The sequence below is a fragment of the Microbacterium sp. NPDC056569 genome, from assembly GCF_042793475.1.
Taxonomy (GTDB): domain Bacteria; phylum Actinomycetota; class Actinomycetes; order Actinomycetales; family Microbacteriaceae; genus Microbacterium.
The window spans coordinates 89,629-106,131 of sequence record NZ_JBHTUV010000015.1 but is presented as its reverse complement, the minus strand read 5'-3'; the positions used below and the strand labels follow the sequence as shown (position 1 = coordinate 106,131).

Sequence of the window (16,503 nt, the reverse complement as noted above, 5' to 3'; positions counted from 1 at the left end):
GCTTGGTGGGGCGTGCGTGAAGGCGCGGCCGGGGCGCCCCGCGCGCGGGGTGCGCGCCCCTTCGGGGTGTCGGGGCGCGGTCGGCCGGCGCCGCGACAGGAGAAGCGCGGATTCAGGCGCCGACGGTGGCACCGCCCGCGGGGGCGGACCCGCCGCCGCTGCCGCCGCGGCGCCGGCGCCGGCGCCGCGGGGCGGGCTTGCCGTCGTGGTGCTCCTTGCCGCCGCCGTCGTGGGTGCCGCCGCCGTCGGTCGAGCGGTCGCCGTCGGTGCTCGCCGCCGCGGCCTGGTCGTGGGAGGCGGCGGCGCCGTCCGCGGGCTGGAACGAGGAGCCGACCCGCTCCTCCGAGCCCGACCTGCGCCGGCGACGGCGGCGGCTCGGAGCCTGGCCGTTCGTCTCGGCCTCGGCGGCAGCATCCGCCGCCCGCTCGGGCTGGACGCGGATGGCCTGGGTCTTGGGTGCCGTCACGATGCGGCCCTTCGTGCCCGCGGGGATGTCGAGGTCGGAGAAGAGGTGCGGGCTCGACGAGTACGTCTCGACGGGCTCGGGCTGGCCGAACTCGAGCGCGCGGTTGATGAGGGCCCACTTGTGCAGGTCCTCCCAGTCGACGAACGTGACAGCGATGCCCGTCTTGCCGGCGCGGCCCGTGCGGCCGGCGCGGTGCAGGTACGTCTTCTCGTCGTCGGGGATGGTGTGGTTGATGACGTGGGTCACGTCGTCGACGTCGATGCCGCGCGCGGCGACGTCGGTCGCGATGAGCACATCCTTCTTGCCCGCCTTGAAGCCCGCCATCGAGCGCTCGCGCGACTCCTGGCTCATGTCCCCGTGGACGGCACCCGCGTTGAAGCCGCGGTCGTTGAGCTCGTCGACGAGCTTCTGCGCGGCCCGCTTGGTGCGGGTGAAGATCACCGTCTTGCCGCGGGCCTCGGCCTGCAGGATGCGGGCGATGACCTCGTCCTTGTCGAGCGAGTGGGCGCGGTACACGAGGTGGCGGATGTTCGCCTGCGTGAGCCCCTCGTCGGGGTCGGTCGCCCGGATGTGGATCGGGTTCGACATGAAGCGGCGCGCGAGCGCCACGATCGGGCCGGGCATCGTCGCCGAGAAGAGCTGCGTGTGCCGGACGGCCGGCACCTTCGAGAAGATCTTCTCGATGTCGGGGAGGAAGCCGAGGTCGAGCATCTTGTCGGCCTCGTCGAGCACGACCTCGGTCGCGTTCGACAGATCGAGCAGGCGCTGGTTGTTGAGGTCGATGAGACGGCCCGGGGTGCCGACGACGATCTGCGCGCCGGCCTTCAGCTGGTCGATCTGGCCCTCGTAGGCCTTGCCGCCGTAGATGGCGACGACGCTCGTCGAGCGGTTCGAGGTCAGCATGTCCATGTCTTCGTAGACCTGCACCGCGAGCTCGCGGGTGGGGACGACGATGAGCGCTTTGACCCCGGGCGCCGGGTCGGCGCCGAGACGCTGGACGACGGGGATCCCGAAGCCGAACGTCTTGCCGGTGCCGGTCTTGGCCTGGCCGATGATGTCCTGGCCCGGAAGGCCGAGGGGGATGGTCTGCTCCTGGATGGGGAAGGCGTCGACGATGCCCTTTGCGGAGAGTGCGTCGACGATGTCCTGATCAACGCCGAGTTCGGCGAAGGTCGTCACGATGTGTGCCTGTCCGGCAGTGGGATGCTGCCTGGGTTCATGCCCGGGCGCGAGATGAGGCCTCTGCGAGGTCGCCGCGCGGGCGGAAGTGCGATCCACGCCCTTCTTTCCCACAGGCGCGGGCGCCCCGATCCGACGCCGGGGCCGACACCCACGATACCGGAGGACCCCGGCGCGAGCGTGGAAGCGGTGTTCCCCTCGTAGGCTTTCCTGCATGGTGAAGTGGTTCTGGCAGCGCCGCGACACGGGGCGCAAGCTCCAGCTGCGCTCGCGTGACGAGCTGAGCGGCGGCAATCGCGTCGACTTCGAGGAGCTCGCTCCCGACATCGACACGTTCCTCGGCCAGGCCGCCTACCTGCAGCTGGGCTTCTTCGAGACGCTCACGGAGCTGATCCAGACGATTCCCGAGCTCGGCGAGAAGGAGGCCGTGTCGCGGGCGGCCGGCGCCGCGCTCACCAAGCACGAGGCGCTCGTCGCGCTCATCCGCGAACGCGGAGACGACCCGACCGAGATCATGCGCCCGTTCCGCGAGCCGCTGGACGCCTTCCGGGCGGCCACGCACGGCGTGCGTCCGCAGGAGACGATGCTGTCGGTGCACATCACGGCGGGCATGCTCGACGACTTCTACCTCGCGCTCTCCGCGAGCTACGGCGAGACCGGCGACCGCGTCGCGCGCATCCTGCAGGCCGACGCCGACCGTCAGGCGATCGTGGAGCTGATCTCGCACGCGATCTCGAGCGACGCGGAGTGGAAATCGCTGCTGGCGCTGTGGGGCAGGCGTCTCGTCGGCGACACGCTGCTCATCGCGCGTGCCGCCCTCCGGCCGACCGACCTCGGCCGTGCCGCCGAGGAGAAGGTGGAGCCGGTGTTCACCGAGCTCATGGCCGCGCACTCGCGCCGCATGGACGACATGGGGCTGGCTGCCTGACGGCGGACGGATGCTGCGCCGCCGGGCCCGCCGGGGCGATCGAGCTGCTCAGCCGATGCCGAGGCGTGCCTTCTCGCGCGCATCGTGGGCCACGCGCGCGCGTGAGATGAGGATGATCGCCGGGTAGGTCACCACGATCGGCACGATGAGCGCCGCGAGCCACGGCCACGGCGTGTCGATGCCGATTCCCGCCCACGTGAGGATCGACCAGGCCACGCCGGCGGACACGGCGCCGATCATCGGCGCGAGGACGACGCCGCGAGTCAGGCGCTGGTGGAGCTGGAAGTGGATGCCGACGCCGATGACCGCGCCGACGATGAACGCGATGAGGATCTGCACGTCGCCGGTCCGCTCAGGCGACGAAGCCGACGCGGCGCGACTCCTCGGAGCCGAGCTCGATGTACGCGAGGCCCGCGGTGGGGACGATGTACGAGTTGCCCTTCGCGTCGGCGAAGGTGACGTGGGTGGCGCCGGCGTCGAGCGCCGCGGCGACGGACTTCTTGACGTCGGCCGCCGGCTCGTTCGTCTCGAAGTTGAGCTCGCGGCCGGTGTTCGCGATGCCGATGCGGATCTCCACGTGACTGACCTCCTGCGCGGGGCGACGGTTCGTCAGCCGGATGGCGGACGGCTCCTGAGCGCTGGAATGCTGAGGGCTCCCCGGACGCATGGCAACTCTACGACACCGCGGAGGGGCTGCTGCCCGTCGCCGGAACGCTCTGGGCGAACGGCCGATGTCGCCCCTTCGCGCTAGCGTCGGAGAGTGACTTCGGGCAGAGCAGACCATGCGGCGATCCCGCCGGACTCGTGTCAGCAGACGGTGCTGACGCTGCCGCCCGACGCGTCGGGCGTGATCGTGGGGGCACCGGGAACGGGCAAGACCGACACGCTGATCGCGCGCGTCGGCGCACTGGTCGGCGCCGGCCTCGACCCCGACTCGATCCTGGTCCTCACCCCGTCGCGGCAGACGGCGACCGCGCTGCGCGACCGCCTCGGGCTCGCGGTCGGGGTCGCGACGACGGGACCGCTCGCCCGGTCGGTCGCCTCGTATGCGTTCCAGATCGTGCGGGCGCACGCGGTGGCGGCCGACGCCGATCCGCCGCAGCTGCTCACCGGCGGCGACGAGGACCAGATCATCCGCGACCTCCTCGAGGGCGACGATGAGGACGAGGCGGCCGGCGTGGGGCGCTGGCCGGAGTGGCTCGGCCCCGCGATCCGCGGCACCGCGGGGTTCCGCACGGAGGTGCGGACGTTCCTGGCTGAGTGCACGACGCTCGGCATCCCGCCGCGCGGGCTGCGCGAGCTGGGCGAACGCCACGAGCTGCCGGCGTGGGTGGCGCTCTCCTCCTTCTTCGGCGAATACCTCCACGTGCGGGACGACATGCGCGGCGCACACCGCGATGCCGCGGGTCTGGTCCGTGAGGCGGTGGGGCTGCTGCGCGACGCTCCGGCCGGCAGCCCGGCCGTCGACCGGGTGCGGGTCGTCCTCGTCGACGACGCCCAGGAGCTGACCCTCGGCGGCGTGGAGCTGCTGGAAGCGGTGCGCGCGCGGGGCGCGGCGGTGCTCGCCTTCGGCGATCCGGACGTCGGGTCGGGTTCGTTCCGCGGGGCGACGCCGGAGAACTTCGCGCGGCTCGCCGCGTCACTCGGCGCCGTGCACGTGCTCTCCGACGGGCACCGCGGCACCGCGTGGCAGCGCGAGCTCGTCGGCCGCGTGACGCAGCGCATCGGCGCCGTGGGGGTCGTCGCCCATCGCCGCGCCGCGACGGGTGCCGAGGCCGACGAATCGGTGCGTGTGCTCACCCTCCGCTCTCCGGCGGAGGAGTACGACGCCGTGGCGCGCGTCCTGCGCGAACGCCACGTGCACGAGGGCGTGCCCTGGAGCGCATGCGCCGTCATCGCCCACGACACGCGACAGGTCGCCGCCCTCGAGGCCGAGCTGTCGGCGCGGGAGGTGCCTGCGCGCTCGAGCGGGCCGGGCCGTGCACTCGGCGCGGTGCGACCGGTGGCCGATCTGCTGCGGCTCATCGAGCTCGCCTCGCGCGACGAGTGGACGTTCGAGGACGTGTCGGAGGCGCTCGTCGGCACGTACGGGCGGCTCGACGTGATCGAGCTCCGCCGGCTGCGCTCGGCGCTGCGCCACGCCGAGCTGCGCCGGATGCTCGACAGCGGAGCGGACGACGGCGAGCGCGATGCGCGGACGGTGGCCGACGATGCAGGCGCCGAGGTCGCCGAGCGCTCCGGGCGCGACCTCGTTCTCTCGGCGATGCGCCGTCCGCTCGAGTTCGATCTGCTCGACACCCGCGAAGCCCGTCGTGCCGCGTCGCTCGCACGGACGCTCGAGGTGCTGCACGACGAGCTCGATCGCGGGGCGACGGCGCACGAGCTGCTGTGGACCGCGTGGGAACGCAGCGGGCTCGAGCGCGCGTGGGGCGAGCTCGCGCGCGGGAACGGGCCGCTCGCCGAGCAGGCCCATCGCGACCTGGACGCGCTGGTGGCGCTCTTCCAGGCCGCGAAGCGGTTCGTGGAGCGCTCGCTCGACGCGGATCCGCGCGTGTTCGTGCGATCGATCCTCGACAGCGGCGTCGCCGAGGACCGGCTCGAGGCGCCCACGCGCGACGACAGCGTGCGCATCATGACGCCTGCAGGTGCGCTCGGGCTCGAATTCGACACCGTCGTCGTGGCCGGCGTGCAGGACGGCGTGTGGCCCAACACCCGTCTGCGCGGCAGCCTTCTCGACACGTGGCGCCTCGCGGACGCCGCGACCCGTGCCCACGGCGAGACGCTGGGCGCGTTCGACCGCCGCCGGGCCGCGATGCACGACGAGCTGCGGCTCCTCGCCCGCGCGCTCTCGCGCGCGACGGCGCAAGTGATCGTCACGGCCGTCGACGACGACGACACCGGCCCGAGCGTGTTCTTCGAGCTGCTGCCCGATCCGGAGCCGTTCGAGCTCGATCACCCGGTGTCGCTTCGCGGACTCGTCGCGCGGCACCGCCGCACGCTGACGACGGCGGGGTGGCGCGCGGTGCCGGCGCCGGGTTCTCCGGCCGCGCTCGCTGCACCGGCGGCCCGCGCCGCAGAACAGTTGGCGCTCCTGGCCGATGCCGGGGTTCCGGGGGCGACACCACGGGAGTGGTATGGCGTCGCGGGGCCGACGTCGACCGGGCCGCTGCGCGATCTCTCGCGGGAGGATGTCCGCGTCTCGCCCTCACGTCTGCACGCCCTGGAGGAGTGCGAGCTCAACTGGGTCATCGCCGATCTCGGCGGCGACCCGGGCGGCACGACCGCCGGCCTGGGCACCATCATCCACGCTGCCCTCGAGCACGCGGCCGGCCACGACGAGACGGCCCTGTGGGCCGAGGTCGAGGCCCGCTGGGGCGAGCTCACGTTCGAGGCCGCATGGCGCGACCGCGCGGAGCAGACCCGAGCGCGGGATCTCGTGCGCCGACTCCACCTCTACCTGCGCCGGTTCGACGATGCCGGCGGCACGCTCATCGGCGCCGAGCCCCACTTCGAAGTCGTGATCCCGCTCGACGAACGCGAGGCCGGCGGCGACGCCCCGGCGGCCGGCCCTGACGGCGAGTCCGCGCAGCACCGCGTGATCCTGTCGGGCTACATCGATCGCGTCGAGCTCACCCCGGAGGGAAGCGTCGTGATCATGGACCTCAAGACGGGCAAGCGCGAACCGCAGACCGACGCGAAGGTGCTCGAGAACCCGCAGCTCGCCGCCTATCAGCTTGCGTTCGAGTCGGGGGCGATCCCCGAGGCGAAGGGTCGCGCGCCGGGCGGCGCGAAGCTCCTCGTGCTGCGGCCGACCGCGACAACGGCCGACTACGTCACACCCTGGCAGCCGCCGTTCGACGACGAGCGCCGCGACGCGTTCGTCGGCCGCATCCGTACAGCGGTCGCGGTCATGCGAGGCGACAGCTTCACCGCGCCCTACGAGGAGCACTGCCGCGACGAGCACTCTTATGGGCTGTGCCGCATCCACACCGTCGGTGCGGTGAGCGCCTCGTGACGATCGTGCAGGCAGCGGGCGCGCAGTCCGCGTCCTCGACTCCGCTGCTGTCGGCGCGCGTGATCGCGGCCGCACTCGGACAGTTCCCGCCGACCGACGAGCAGGTCGCGGTCATCGAGGCGCCGCTGGCCCCCGCGCTCGTCGTCGCCGGCGCCGGCAGCGGCAAGACCGAGACGATGGCGGCCCGCGTCGTGTGGCTGGTCGCGAACGGCATCGTCCGCCGCGACGAGGTCCTCGGCCTCACCTTCACGCGCAAGGCCGCCGGCGAGCTCGCGGAGCGCATCCAGAAGAGACTGTCATGCCTGGCCGAGTTCGAGCGCCTCGGCCTGCTGTCGTCGCTGCCCGTGCTCGCGGAGGCGGGGCGCCTGGACGCCTTCGGTGAACTCGAGCGCTCCGGCGTCGACGGGGCACGGGCGACCGCCGAGCGTCACCGCGTGCTCGACACGCTGGCACGCCTGGTCGACGCGATCCCGCAGGGTTCCGTCGACGACGCGCTGCTGCACCGGCCGAGCGTCGCGACGTACAACAGCTTCGCCGACCAGATCGTGCGCGAGCACGCGCTGCGGATCGGTCGGGATGCGGAGGCCGCGGTCCTCTCGGAGTCCGCCGCGTGGCTCCTCATGCGACGCGTGGTGTTCGCCTCCGACGACCCGCGACTCGAGCAGCGTGGGGAAGCGGTGCGCACCATCGTCGACGCGGCACTGCGGATCGCACGTGACGGCGTCGACAACCTCGTGGACTTCGACGCGCTCGCCGCGTTCCCCGGCCGCTTCCGCACGGTGCGCGAGCTGCCGTCGACGAATCGACGCACCACCGTGTACGCCGACGTGGCCGACGCCGCCGATCGCGTGGACGCGCTGGCCCTGCTGGCCGATCTCGCGCGGGAGTACGCCGCCGAGAAGCTGCGGCTCGGGGTCATCGACTTCTCCGACCAGGTCGCCGGCGCGCTGGAGGTCGTCACGGGTCACCGCGCCGTGGCCGACGAGCTCCGTGATCGCTACCGTGTGGTGCTGCTGGACGAATACCAGGACACCTCCGTCGTGCAGACGGATCTGCTGTCCGCGCTGTTCGCGGGCACCGGCGTGATGGCGGTCGGCGATCCGCACCAGGCGATCTACGGCTGGCGCGGCGCCAGCGCCGGCAACCTCGGCGGCTTCGCCGCCGCGTTCTCACCCGAGGCGGAGTGCGCGCAGTACTCGCTCCTCACGAGCTGGCGCAACAGCGCCGCCGTGCTCACCGCCGCGAACGCCGTGCTCGCTCCGCTCGCGGCTTCGGCGTATGTTGCGGTCGGTGAGCTGCAACCGCGCCCGGGCGCACCCGCCGGCGTCGTCGAGCTCGGCTTCGATGCCGATCTCGACACCGAGGCCGACCGCGTCGCGGAGTGGTTCGCGCGCGTGCGCGCCGAGCGCGCACACCACGGTCGCTCGACCACCGGAGCGATCCTGTTCCGCAGCAAGAAGCACATGGTGCGCTTCGGCGACGCGCTCGGGCGCCGCGGCATCCCTCACCGCATCCTGGGGCTCGGTGGTCTCCTCTCGACTCCGGAGGTGGTCGACGTCGTCTGCACGCTGCGGGTCATCAGCGATCCGTCGGCGGGTTCGGCGCTGATCCGTCTGCTGTCCGGGCCGCGGTGGGCGATCGGCCTTCCCGACCTGCGCGAGCTCGCGGCCCTGTCGCGCCGCCTCGCCCGGCACGACACCGCCCTGCAGCCTCTCGCGCCCGAGGTCGTGGAGCGCATCCGGGGGAGCGCCGCCGACGACGACGGCTCGCTCGTCGATGCGCTGGACTTCGTACTGCGGCAGAAGCCCGACCACGGGTGGCTGGCGGGCTTCACGCCCGCGGCACGCGAACGACTGAGGGACGCGGCATCCGTCTTCGCGGGACTCCGTCAGGCGAGCGGGATGCCGATCCCCGAGCTGGTGCGGCTGATCGAGCTGGAGCTGCGGCTCGACATCGAACTCGCCGCGAACGAGTCGCGGGGTCCCGCTCGCATCGCGTCGGCGCAGCTGCGGGCGTTCGTCGACGAGGTGCACGCCTTCCTCGCCGCCGATGAGACCGGGTCGCTCTCGAGCCTGCTCGCCTGGCTCGATCATGCGGAGCAGCTCGACGAGTTCGCGCCGCGCACCGAGCCGCCCGAGGACGACGTCGTGCAGCTGCTGACGATCCACGGGTCGAAGGGCTTGGAGTGGGATGCCGTCGCCGTCGTGCGCCTCGTCAAGGACGAGCTGCCGAGCGCACCGCGTGACACCAAGGCGTGGCTCGGGTTCGGCGTGCTGCCGTACGCGTTCCGCGGCGACTCGGCCTGGCTGCCGGCGCTCGGCTGGCAGTCCGCAGCGACGCAGCAGGAGCTCAAGGGAGCGATCGAGGCTTTCGTGGAGGCGAATCGCGCCAGGCAGCTCGAGGAGGACCGCCGCCTGGCGTACGTCGCGGTCACCCGCGCCCGCGACCACCTGCTGCTCACAGGGGCGACGTGGTCGGGCACCAAGCGCCCGCGAACCCGCAGCACCTTCTTCACCGAGATCGCGGAGGCGCTCGACGTGTCGCTGCCGGATGACGAGGCCGGCGACGACCCGTATCAGGGCGAGCGTCGCGTGCTCCAGTGGCCCATCGACCCGCTGGGCGCCCGTCGCGCGACGGTCGCCGGCGCCGCGGCGGCGGTCGAGACGGCGCTCGAAGGCCCGCGCGCCGCGCTCGATCCGCAGGCGGCGCTCCTGCTCGCCGAGCGCGAGGCGCGCCGGGCGCGGCCGGTTCACACGGCGCCGGTCCGCATCGCAGCGTCGCGGTACAAGGAGTACGTCGCCGACCTCGAGGGCACGCTGGCGGGCATTGCACGCCCGATGCCCGAGCGGCCCTTCCGTCAGACGCGACTCGGCACCCTCTTCCACGCGTGGGTCGAACAGCGCTCGGGCCGCACGGGGCTCGGCGGCTCGCTCGACGACGCGCTGTGGGAGACCGACGAGGATCTGCCGGGCACCGAGGCATCCGCGGAGGACGCCGCTGCGCTGGCCGCGCTGCGCGAGCGCTTCCTCGCTTCGGAGTGGGCGTCGCTGCAGCCGATCGAGGTCGAGACCGAGATCGACTTCACCACGATCGGACCCGACGGCCTGCCGCACATCGTCATCTGCAAGCTGGACGCCGTCTACCGGCGCGACGACCGCGGCGGCCGCATCGAGATCGTCGATTGGAAGACCGGCGTCGCTCCACGCACCCCCGCCGAGAAGGACGAACGGATGCTGCAGCTCGAGCTGTATCGGCAGGCCTACCATTCCAAGCACGGCGTGCCGCTCGACGAGATCGATGTCGCGCTCTACTACGTCGCGGCGGACGTCGTCCTCAGGGGCTGAGCCGGGGGCGGCGCGTCAGTCGGCGAGCCAGCGGCGCAGGGCCGCCTCGGAGGCGCGCTCCGCTTCGGCGGCGGCGTCCATCCGGCTGTCGGCTTCGCCGTGGCGCGATGTCGCTCGCTGGGCCGCGTCCGCGCCCGGCAGTGTGATCGGCGCGGTCGACACGTCGTCGCCGGCGTGCAGCGCGGGGACGCGCACCGCGTCCTCGTCGAGGTCGACGGGCCGGAATGCCGCGAGCTCGTCGGCGTCGGCGGTGGCCGGCGCGTCGAAGGACCCGGATGCGGGCGACCGAGCGCCGCCGGCGTCGCGCGACCCGTCGTCCTCGTCGGCGACCCACTGCGCGAGTTCGTCGGGGTCGTACGCGTCGGTCTGCATCGACGTGTCGATCGTCGCCGCCGGGGCGCCGGGGGTGCGCTCGAGCAGCGCGATGGCATCATCCACGTCGAGTGCGGCGTCCGAGACGATGTCGTCGCCGGCCACGCCCGCGGCGAGCGAATCGAGGAGCTCGACCGCATCGGCGACGATGTCGTCGCGGGCGGCGTCGTGCCCGTGCACGAGCCACTTCGCGAACTCGAGCTCGGCGTACAGGCGCGCGCGCTCGCGCGCCCGGGCGTCGGGGGCGCGGCCGCTGTCGGCGACGTAGGCGGTGTAGACGTCGTCGGCCGCGTCGGGCGCGGACGCGAGCCACTGCAGATCCGTCGCCGGGTCGCCGATCGAGAGGCCGTGCCATTCGAGAAGGCCGGTGACGGTGGGCACACCGTCGAGATCCTCGAAGAGGAACGACGCAGCGCCCGCCCCGCCCAGCACGACGGCGGATTCGAAGCGCCACAGCTCGTCCGCATCGACGGCCCGGTGCCAGCGATCGGCGAGGCTGACCGGCAGCCGCCGCGTCGCGACGGCGCGCTCGATGAGCCTCGTCACGTCGGCGCGCACCTGCTGCGGGGTGCGCGCGGGCAGCCCCTCGCCCTTGACGATGGAGTGCGGCAGGGCGTGGAGCGCGGCGAGCGCCGCACCCAGCGAGGTCGCCGCGCCGCGCCCGGGAGGCAGATGGGCGGCATCCACGCGATAGCCGGGGAGGAAGTCCACGACCACGACTCGCGTGTCGCCGAGCCCCGCCTCGCCGAGCAGCTCGGGGGCGCGGAAGGGGAGGAGGCCTCGCACACCCGGGGTGAGGGCGCGCAGCGCGCGCACCTCCGCGGCGAGCTCGGGCGCGGACGACGCGTCGGCGGGAACCCGCACGACCACACGGCGTCCGTCGTCGAGGTCGGCGACCGCTGCGTCGTATCGGCCGGTCGCTCCCTCGGTGAGCGCGCCGACTCCGACGACGCCGACCCGCGGGAGAGCCGACGTGACCGACGCGGCTAGAGTGAGGGGTGAGCGTGCCATGTGCCCAGGGTAGGTCGGTCGCGCTCGTCCGTCCCCGCGCCACGCCCGGCCCTGAACGACGAAGCGGAGCATGTTTCGATGACGGCGCCCGACAGCACGAGCCTGAACCCGCTGGCCCGCCCAGGCCTCGATCGGGCAGCCGACGAGCGGCTCACGCCGGGGCTCATCGAGACCGCCAAGACGGATGCTGCGACCCGTGTCCTCGTGATCGTCGGCGACTCCGCGCCCCTCGCCGCACCCGATGCCCTGCAGTGGCACGCGCCGGCGGACGTGCCGGACGGAGCCGAATGGGCCTTCCTCGGGCGTGCCGACGACGGGGGTGCGCTGCTCACGGCGGTCTTCGCCTCCCAGGACGACGTGCTGTTCGCCGCACCGGCGGGCTGGGCGGGTCTGCGTACGGTGGGGGCCCTGCTGTCGGCGCAGGACGCGGGTGCCTTCGTCGAAGCGCTGAGCCTCGGGCGCTGGCTGGTCGATTCACCCTTCTGCCCGGCCTGCGGCACGCGCACGAACCTCGGCGACGCCGGCTGGTCGCGCCGCTGCCCGAACTGCGGGCGCCAGCACTTCCCGCGCACCGACCCCGCGGTGATCGTGGCGATCACGAGCGCCGACGATCCGGACCTGCTGCTCCTCGGGTCGAATGCACTGTGGGGCGCCGACCGGTTCTCGTGCTTCGCCGGGTTCGTCGAGGCGGGCGAGTCGCTCGAGTCGGCGGTGCGGCGGGAGGTGGCCGAGGAGTCCGGCATCCACGTCGCCACGGTGACCTACCGCGGTTCGCAGGCGTGGCCGTATCCGCGCTCCCTCATGGTGGGCTTCCTCGCGCAGTCGCGCGATGACGCGGCGGCGCGAGCCGACGGCGAGGAGATCGCGGCGATCCGCTGGTTCACGCGCGACGAGATCGGCCGGGCCCTCGCCGGCGACGGCGATGTCGTGCTGCCCGGGCGGGCCTCCATCGCGCATCGCCTCATCTCCGACTGGCACGCGGAGCGCGCGTGAGCGCCGACGCCCTCGCCGGGCTCGACGAGCGTCAGCTCGAGGCGGCGACCGCACTGCGAGGACCCGTGGTGGTGCTGGCCGGCGCCGGCACGGGCAAGACCCGCGTCATCACCCATCGCATCGCGCACGGCGTCGACACGGGCGCTTACTCGCCCGGACGTGTCATGGCAGTGACGTTCACCACCAAGGCCGCCGGCGAGATGCGGGGCCGGCTGCGTGCGATGGGCGTGGGCGGAGTGTCGGCCCGCACATTCCACGCCGCGGCGCTGGCGCAGCTCAACTTCTTCTGGCCCACCCTCGCGGGAGACAGCGCGCCGGGCATCATCGACAACAAGGTCCGGATGCTCGCCCACGCGGCGGACGGCATCGGCCTGGCGCCCGACGTGGCGACCCTGCGCGACGTGGCCTCCGAGATCGAGTGGCGCAAGGTGTCGATGCTGAACATCGACGCGTACGCGACGGCCCGCCCCAACGGCGTGGGCCGGCTCGGGGTCGACCGCGTCGTCGCCCTGCAGAACGCGTATGAGAAGCTCAAGGACGAACGCCGCCAGCTCGACTTCGAGGACGTGCTGCTCGCGTGCGCGGGCATGCTCGAGGCCGAGCCGCAGGTGGCCAAGGCGGTGCGCGAGCAGTACCGGCACTTCACCGTCGACGAGTTCCAGGACGTCTCACCTCTGCAGAACCGCCTGCTCGAACTGTGGCTCGGCGATCGCCGCGATCTCTGCGTCGTCGGCGATGCGAGCCAGACGATCTACTCGTTCGCCGGCGCCGATGCCGCATACCTGCTGGACTTCCCGGCGCGCTACGAGGGCGCCCGGGTCGTACGTCTCGAGACGAACTACCGATCGGGTGCTGCGATCCTGGCCGTTGCGAACGAGCTCATGCGCGGGCGCCCGGGCGCGCTGCACCTGTCCGCCGCGGCGCACCGTGAGGTCGAGTCGGACACCGCCCCCGTCCCGACGGTGACCGCGTTCGAGGACGACCGCGACGAGGCCCGTGCCGTCGCCGCACGGATCGGAGCACAGATCGCCGGCGGCGCCGATCCGGGTCACATCGCTGTGCTCTACCGTGCGCACGCACAGTCCGCCGAGCTCGTGGCCGCGCTCGCCGACGCGGGGATCGCGACCACCGTGCTCGGCGGCCGCCGCTTCTTCGACATGCCCGAGGTCCGGCAGGCGGTGATGGAGCTGCGGGCCGCCTCGGTGGCCCCGATCGAGAGCGGCCTCGTCGACACCGTGCGCGACATCCTGCGCTCGCGAGGGCTCACCGACGAGCCGCCCGAGGCGGGCGGGGCGCTGCGCGACGCGTGGGAGGCGCGGGCTGCGCTGCTGCGCCTCGCGGAGGAGGCGCCCGCCGGCACGACTCTGCGCGCGTTCGCGGACGAACTCACGGCACGCGCGAAGGCGCACGACGAGCCGGCGATGCGGACGGTGACCCTCGCGACCCTGCACGCGGCCAAGGGTCTCGAGTGGGAGCATGTGCATCTGGTCGGCGTCGCGGAGGGCCTTCTTCCGATCTCGTACGCGACGACGTTCGAGCAGGTCGACGAGGAGCGGCGCCTCGCGTACGTGGGCATCACGCGGGCCGGGCGAACGCTGTCGCTGTCGTGGGCACGAGGTGTACGGGAGCGGCAGCCGTCTCGATTCCTCCGAGAGATCGGCAACGGCACTCTGCGTGCGGGCGGTGCGAGCGCACGTCCCGGTGCAGCGAGCCGGCGCGCAGGGTCACCGACCGGGTCCGGCCGGCCGAGGGGTTCCGTGCGCGCTCCGCGATGAGCCGTCCGGCGACGATGCCCGACTCCCAGAGCACCGAAGGCTCGCTCTCGACCACCCGCCCGAGCAGCTGCGCCGCGACGACCGGCCACGACGGGTCGCTGTCGCGACGGTGAGCGGCGACGCACGCGAGGCACGCGCTGCGGCCCGGCTGGACGAACGGTCCGATCTCGGCACCCGAGCCGGTGAGTGCGACCGGCAGGTGATCGACGTCGGCGCTCATGAGCGCGGCGGCTGCGCCGGGTGGCACGACGCGATGCACGACGAAGACGACGGCCGCCGGAGTCCTGCCGACGCTTCCGACGTCGTCGAACCGGTGCGCGACGTCGACGTCGAAGCCCGCCGCGCCGAGACCCGCGGCGACCGCGTCGCGATGGTCGTCGGGCACTTCGTCGGCGCACTGGATCACGACGCGGCGCGGGGGTGCGGCATCCGTCATCAGCGCCCGGCGGATGCGCGACAGGAACCGCGTCGCCGCAGCGGCGTCCGGGGCGCCGAGCGCCTGGGCGAACGGGACGGCGGCGCCGTCGGGGATGCCGCGCTCGAGTTCTCGGATCAGCCGCTGCTGCCAGGGCTGAGGATCGTCGAGGACCGCGACGGGCTCGGCGCCGAACTGGAGCGCCGAGTCGGTCCGCCACACCGGAGGATAGGAAGGGTCGAGTCGCAGCATGCGCCCGATCCTGGCGCACCTTCCGTCGTCCGCCGCCGATATCCACAGGCCGGGCCCCGGATCACCCGGATGCCGCCGGCCTGGGGAGGAGCCGATGCCACGCCCGTCCAGCCGGCTACACGGGCCGGGCGCCGCCGGCCTGGGGACGAGCCGATGCCACGCCCGTCCAGCCGGCTACACGGGCCGGTGGTCTTCCGGCGCGCCGCTCTCTCCCTCGTCGTCGGCGGCGTCGTCCGGACCGTCGTCCTCACTTGCGGCGTCCGGCGCAGCCGTCGTCGAAGCGTCGGGATCCTCGCCGGCGAGGAGGCGCGCGAGGGCGTCGTCCATCTCGTCGCGGGCGGGCTCCTCGCCGCGGGCGCGTGCCTCGAGCCGCGCGACAAGGGCCGCGGGATCGTCGATGTCGGCCGCGCCCGGCATCAGGTCGGGGTAGTCCCACAGCGCGTCGCGCGCGGCGGGGCCCACGGCATCCGTGACCGAGCGCCACATCGCCGCAGCCTCGCGCATGCGGCGCGGCCGGATCTCGAGTCCCACGAGCGAGCCCAGCGCCCGCTCCGCCGGACCGCCGACCGCGCGGCGGCGGCGGACCGCCTCGGCGATCCGCTGCGCGGAGGGAAGCCGCGACGTGGCGTCCTCGGTCACGACCTCGACCCACCCTTCGACCGTCGCGAGGAGGTTCTCGAGTCGCGCGAGCGCCGCTTCCTGCGCCTCGGAGCGCGCAGGCAGCAGCGCGCCGCTCTCGATGGCCCGGCGCAGCTCCTCGGGTTCGGACGGGTCGAAGCGCGTCGCCAGGTCCTCGAGGGCGTCGGTGTCGACGTGCACGCCCCGGGCGAAGTCGGTGACCTGCGAGATGACGTGCAGGCGCAGCCATCGCGCGTGGCGGAAGAGGCGCGCATGCGCGAGTTCCCGCGTCGCGACGTAGAGCGCGAGCTGGTCCTCGGGCACCTCGAGGTCGCGCCCGAAGTCGGCGAAGTTCTGAGGGAGGATCGCGGCTTCGCCGTCGGGCATGAGCGGGATGCCGACGTCACCGCCGCTCACGACCTCTTTCGAGAGGTTGCCGACGACCTGCCCGAGCTGCGACGCGAAGAGCGACCCGCCGACCGTGCGCATGAGACGGCCCGCGCCCTGCACGAGACCCTGCATGTCGTCGGGCGCCTGCTCGCTCAGCGCCGTCGTGAGCGCATCGGCGATGCTGGTCGCGACGGGAGCGGCGAGCTCCTGCCAGACCGGCAGCGTCGCCTCGACCCAGGCGCCGCGCGTGAGCGTCGCCGGGGGAGCTGCCAGCTCCGAGATCGTGGTCGCCTCGCTCAGCCACAGCGTGGCGAGCGCGAACGCCTGATCGAGGTCGGTGCGCTGACCCGCCGTGACGCCGAGGCCCTCCTGGTTGGCGATGTGGAGCGCCTGGCGCTCGGCCATGTCCCACGAGATGCCGGTCTCGTCGGCGTTCGCGAACGCACCCTGCAGCTGGCGCATGACCGCCTGCATCATGGCCGGGTCGATGTTCATGCCCGACAGCCGTGAGAGCTGCTCGGGGTCGAAATCGCCCGCGGCGCCGCCGAACAGCCGCCGGATGAGCTCCTGGAAGTCGTCCTCGGGGCTGGGCTCGCCTCCGGGGGTGACGTCGTCTGCCACTTCAGCCGCCTTTCAGCCGGTCGATGAGGATGCGTTCTACGCTAGTCGCAGCATCCGTCGCACTCCCCGGCAGGGACCCCGAACGCCTTACGCCGGTCGCGAACGACCAGGCGCACCAACGACA

At 73.2% G+C, this 16,503-nt stretch carries 10 protein-coding genes; 5 read left to right on the top strand and 5 right to left on the bottom strand.

All coding sequences use genetic code 11. From position 1 onward, the window contains the following. Nucleotides 1–112: 112 nt before the first annotated feature. Entirely contained in the window at nucleotides 113–1,645 is a 1,533-nt protein-coding gene (locus ACFQ7C_RS16930; RefSeq protein WP_378903813.1) for a DEAD/DEAH box helicase, read from the bottom strand. A gap of 214 nt (nucleotides 1,646–1,859) precedes the next feature. Between ACFQ7C_RS16930 and ACFQ7C_RS16925 the strand changes: the two genes are divergently transcribed. Beyond that, nucleotides 1,860–2,573 carry a ferritin-like fold-containing protein gene (locus ACFQ7C_RS16925; protein ID WP_378903810.1) on the top strand — a complete coding sequence of 238 codons (714 nt, stop codon included), beginning with the start codon at nucleotides 1,860–1,862 and terminating at the stop codon, nucleotides 2,571–2,573. Nucleotides 2,574–2,621: 48 nt separating this feature from the next. Here the strand turns inward: ACFQ7C_RS16925 and ACFQ7C_RS16920 are convergent, their stop codons facing one another. Both ACFQ7C_RS16920 and ACFQ7C_RS16915 read right to left on the bottom strand, forming a co-directional pair. Then, nucleotides 2,622–2,912, bottom strand: a complete 291-nt coding sequence (locus ACFQ7C_RS16920; protein WP_378903807.1) for a hypothetical protein — start codon at nucleotides 2,910–2,912, stop codon at nucleotides 2,622–2,624. Nucleotides 2,913–2,925: 13 nt separating this feature from the next. Continuing rightward, the gene (locus ACFQ7C_RS16915) at nucleotides 2,926–3,150 is read right to left on the bottom strand and encodes a DUF3107 domain-containing protein (RefSeq protein WP_045296833.1); all 225 of its coding nucleotides are present in this window, start codon (nucleotides 3,148–3,150) and stop codon (nucleotides 2,926–2,928) included. Nucleotides 3,151–3,333: 183 nt separating this feature from the next. Here ACFQ7C_RS16915 and ACFQ7C_RS16910 point away from each other — a divergent pair, with 183 nt between their 5' ends. Further along, nucleotides 3,334–6,588, top strand: coding sequence for an ATP-dependent helicase (locus ACFQ7C_RS16910; protein ID WP_378903804.1), 3,255 nt, complete (start codon nucleotides 3,334–3,336; stop codon nucleotides 6,586–6,588). Then, a complete protein-coding gene (locus ACFQ7C_RS16905) occupies nucleotides 6,585–9,932 on the top strand; it encodes an ATP-dependent DNA helicase (protein WP_378903801.1) in 3,348 nt (1,115 codons plus the stop codon). Before ACFQ7C_RS16910 ends, ACFQ7C_RS16905 begins: the two co-directional genes overlap by 4 nt. A 15-nt stretch (nucleotides 9,933–9,947) precedes the next feature. Here ACFQ7C_RS16905 and ACFQ7C_RS16900 read toward each other — a convergent pair whose 3' ends face one another. After that, the gene (locus ACFQ7C_RS16900; RefSeq protein ID WP_378903798.1) at nucleotides 9,948–11,315 is read right to left on the bottom strand and encodes a phosphotransferase; all 1,368 of its coding nucleotides are present in this window, start codon (nucleotides 11,313–11,315) and stop codon (nucleotides 9,948–9,950) included. 78 nt (nucleotides 11,316–11,393) lie between these two features. Here ACFQ7C_RS16900 and nudC point away from each other — a divergent pair, with 78 nt between their 5' ends. After that, entirely contained in the window at nucleotides 11,394–12,308 is a 915-nt protein-coding gene (nudC, locus tag ACFQ7C_RS16895) for an NAD(+) diphosphatase (protein WP_378903795.1), read from the top strand. Continuing rightward, nucleotides 12,305–14,083, top strand: a complete 1,779-nt coding sequence (locus ACFQ7C_RS16890; protein WP_378903792.1) for an ATP-dependent helicase — start codon at nucleotides 12,305–12,307, stop codon at nucleotides 14,081–14,083. Before nudC ends, ACFQ7C_RS16890 begins: the two co-directional genes overlap by 4 nt. 841 nt (nucleotides 14,084–14,924) lie before the next feature. Here the strand turns inward: ACFQ7C_RS16890 and ACFQ7C_RS16885 are convergent. Beyond that, complete coding sequence (locus ACFQ7C_RS16885) at nucleotides 14,925–16,379, bottom strand: zinc-dependent metalloprotease (RefSeq protein ID WP_378903789.1); 1,455 nt, start codon at nucleotides 16,377–16,379, stop codon at nucleotides 14,925–14,927. Between the last annotated feature and the right edge of the window lie 124 nt (nucleotides 16,380–16,503).

Coding starts and splice junctions, on each gene's coding strand:
- ACFQ7C_RS16900 (WP_378903798.1), bottom strand. CDS start 11,315: ATGGCACGCTCACCCCTCACTCTAGCCGCGTCGGTCACGTCGGCTCTC.
- nudC (WP_378903795.1), top strand. CDS start 11,394: ATGACGGCGCCCGACAGCACGAGCCTGAACCCGCTGGCCCGCCCAGGC.
- ACFQ7C_RS16925 (WP_378903810.1), top strand. CDS start 1,860: ATGGTGAAGTGGTTCTGGCAGCGCCGCGACACGGGGCGCAAGCTCCAG.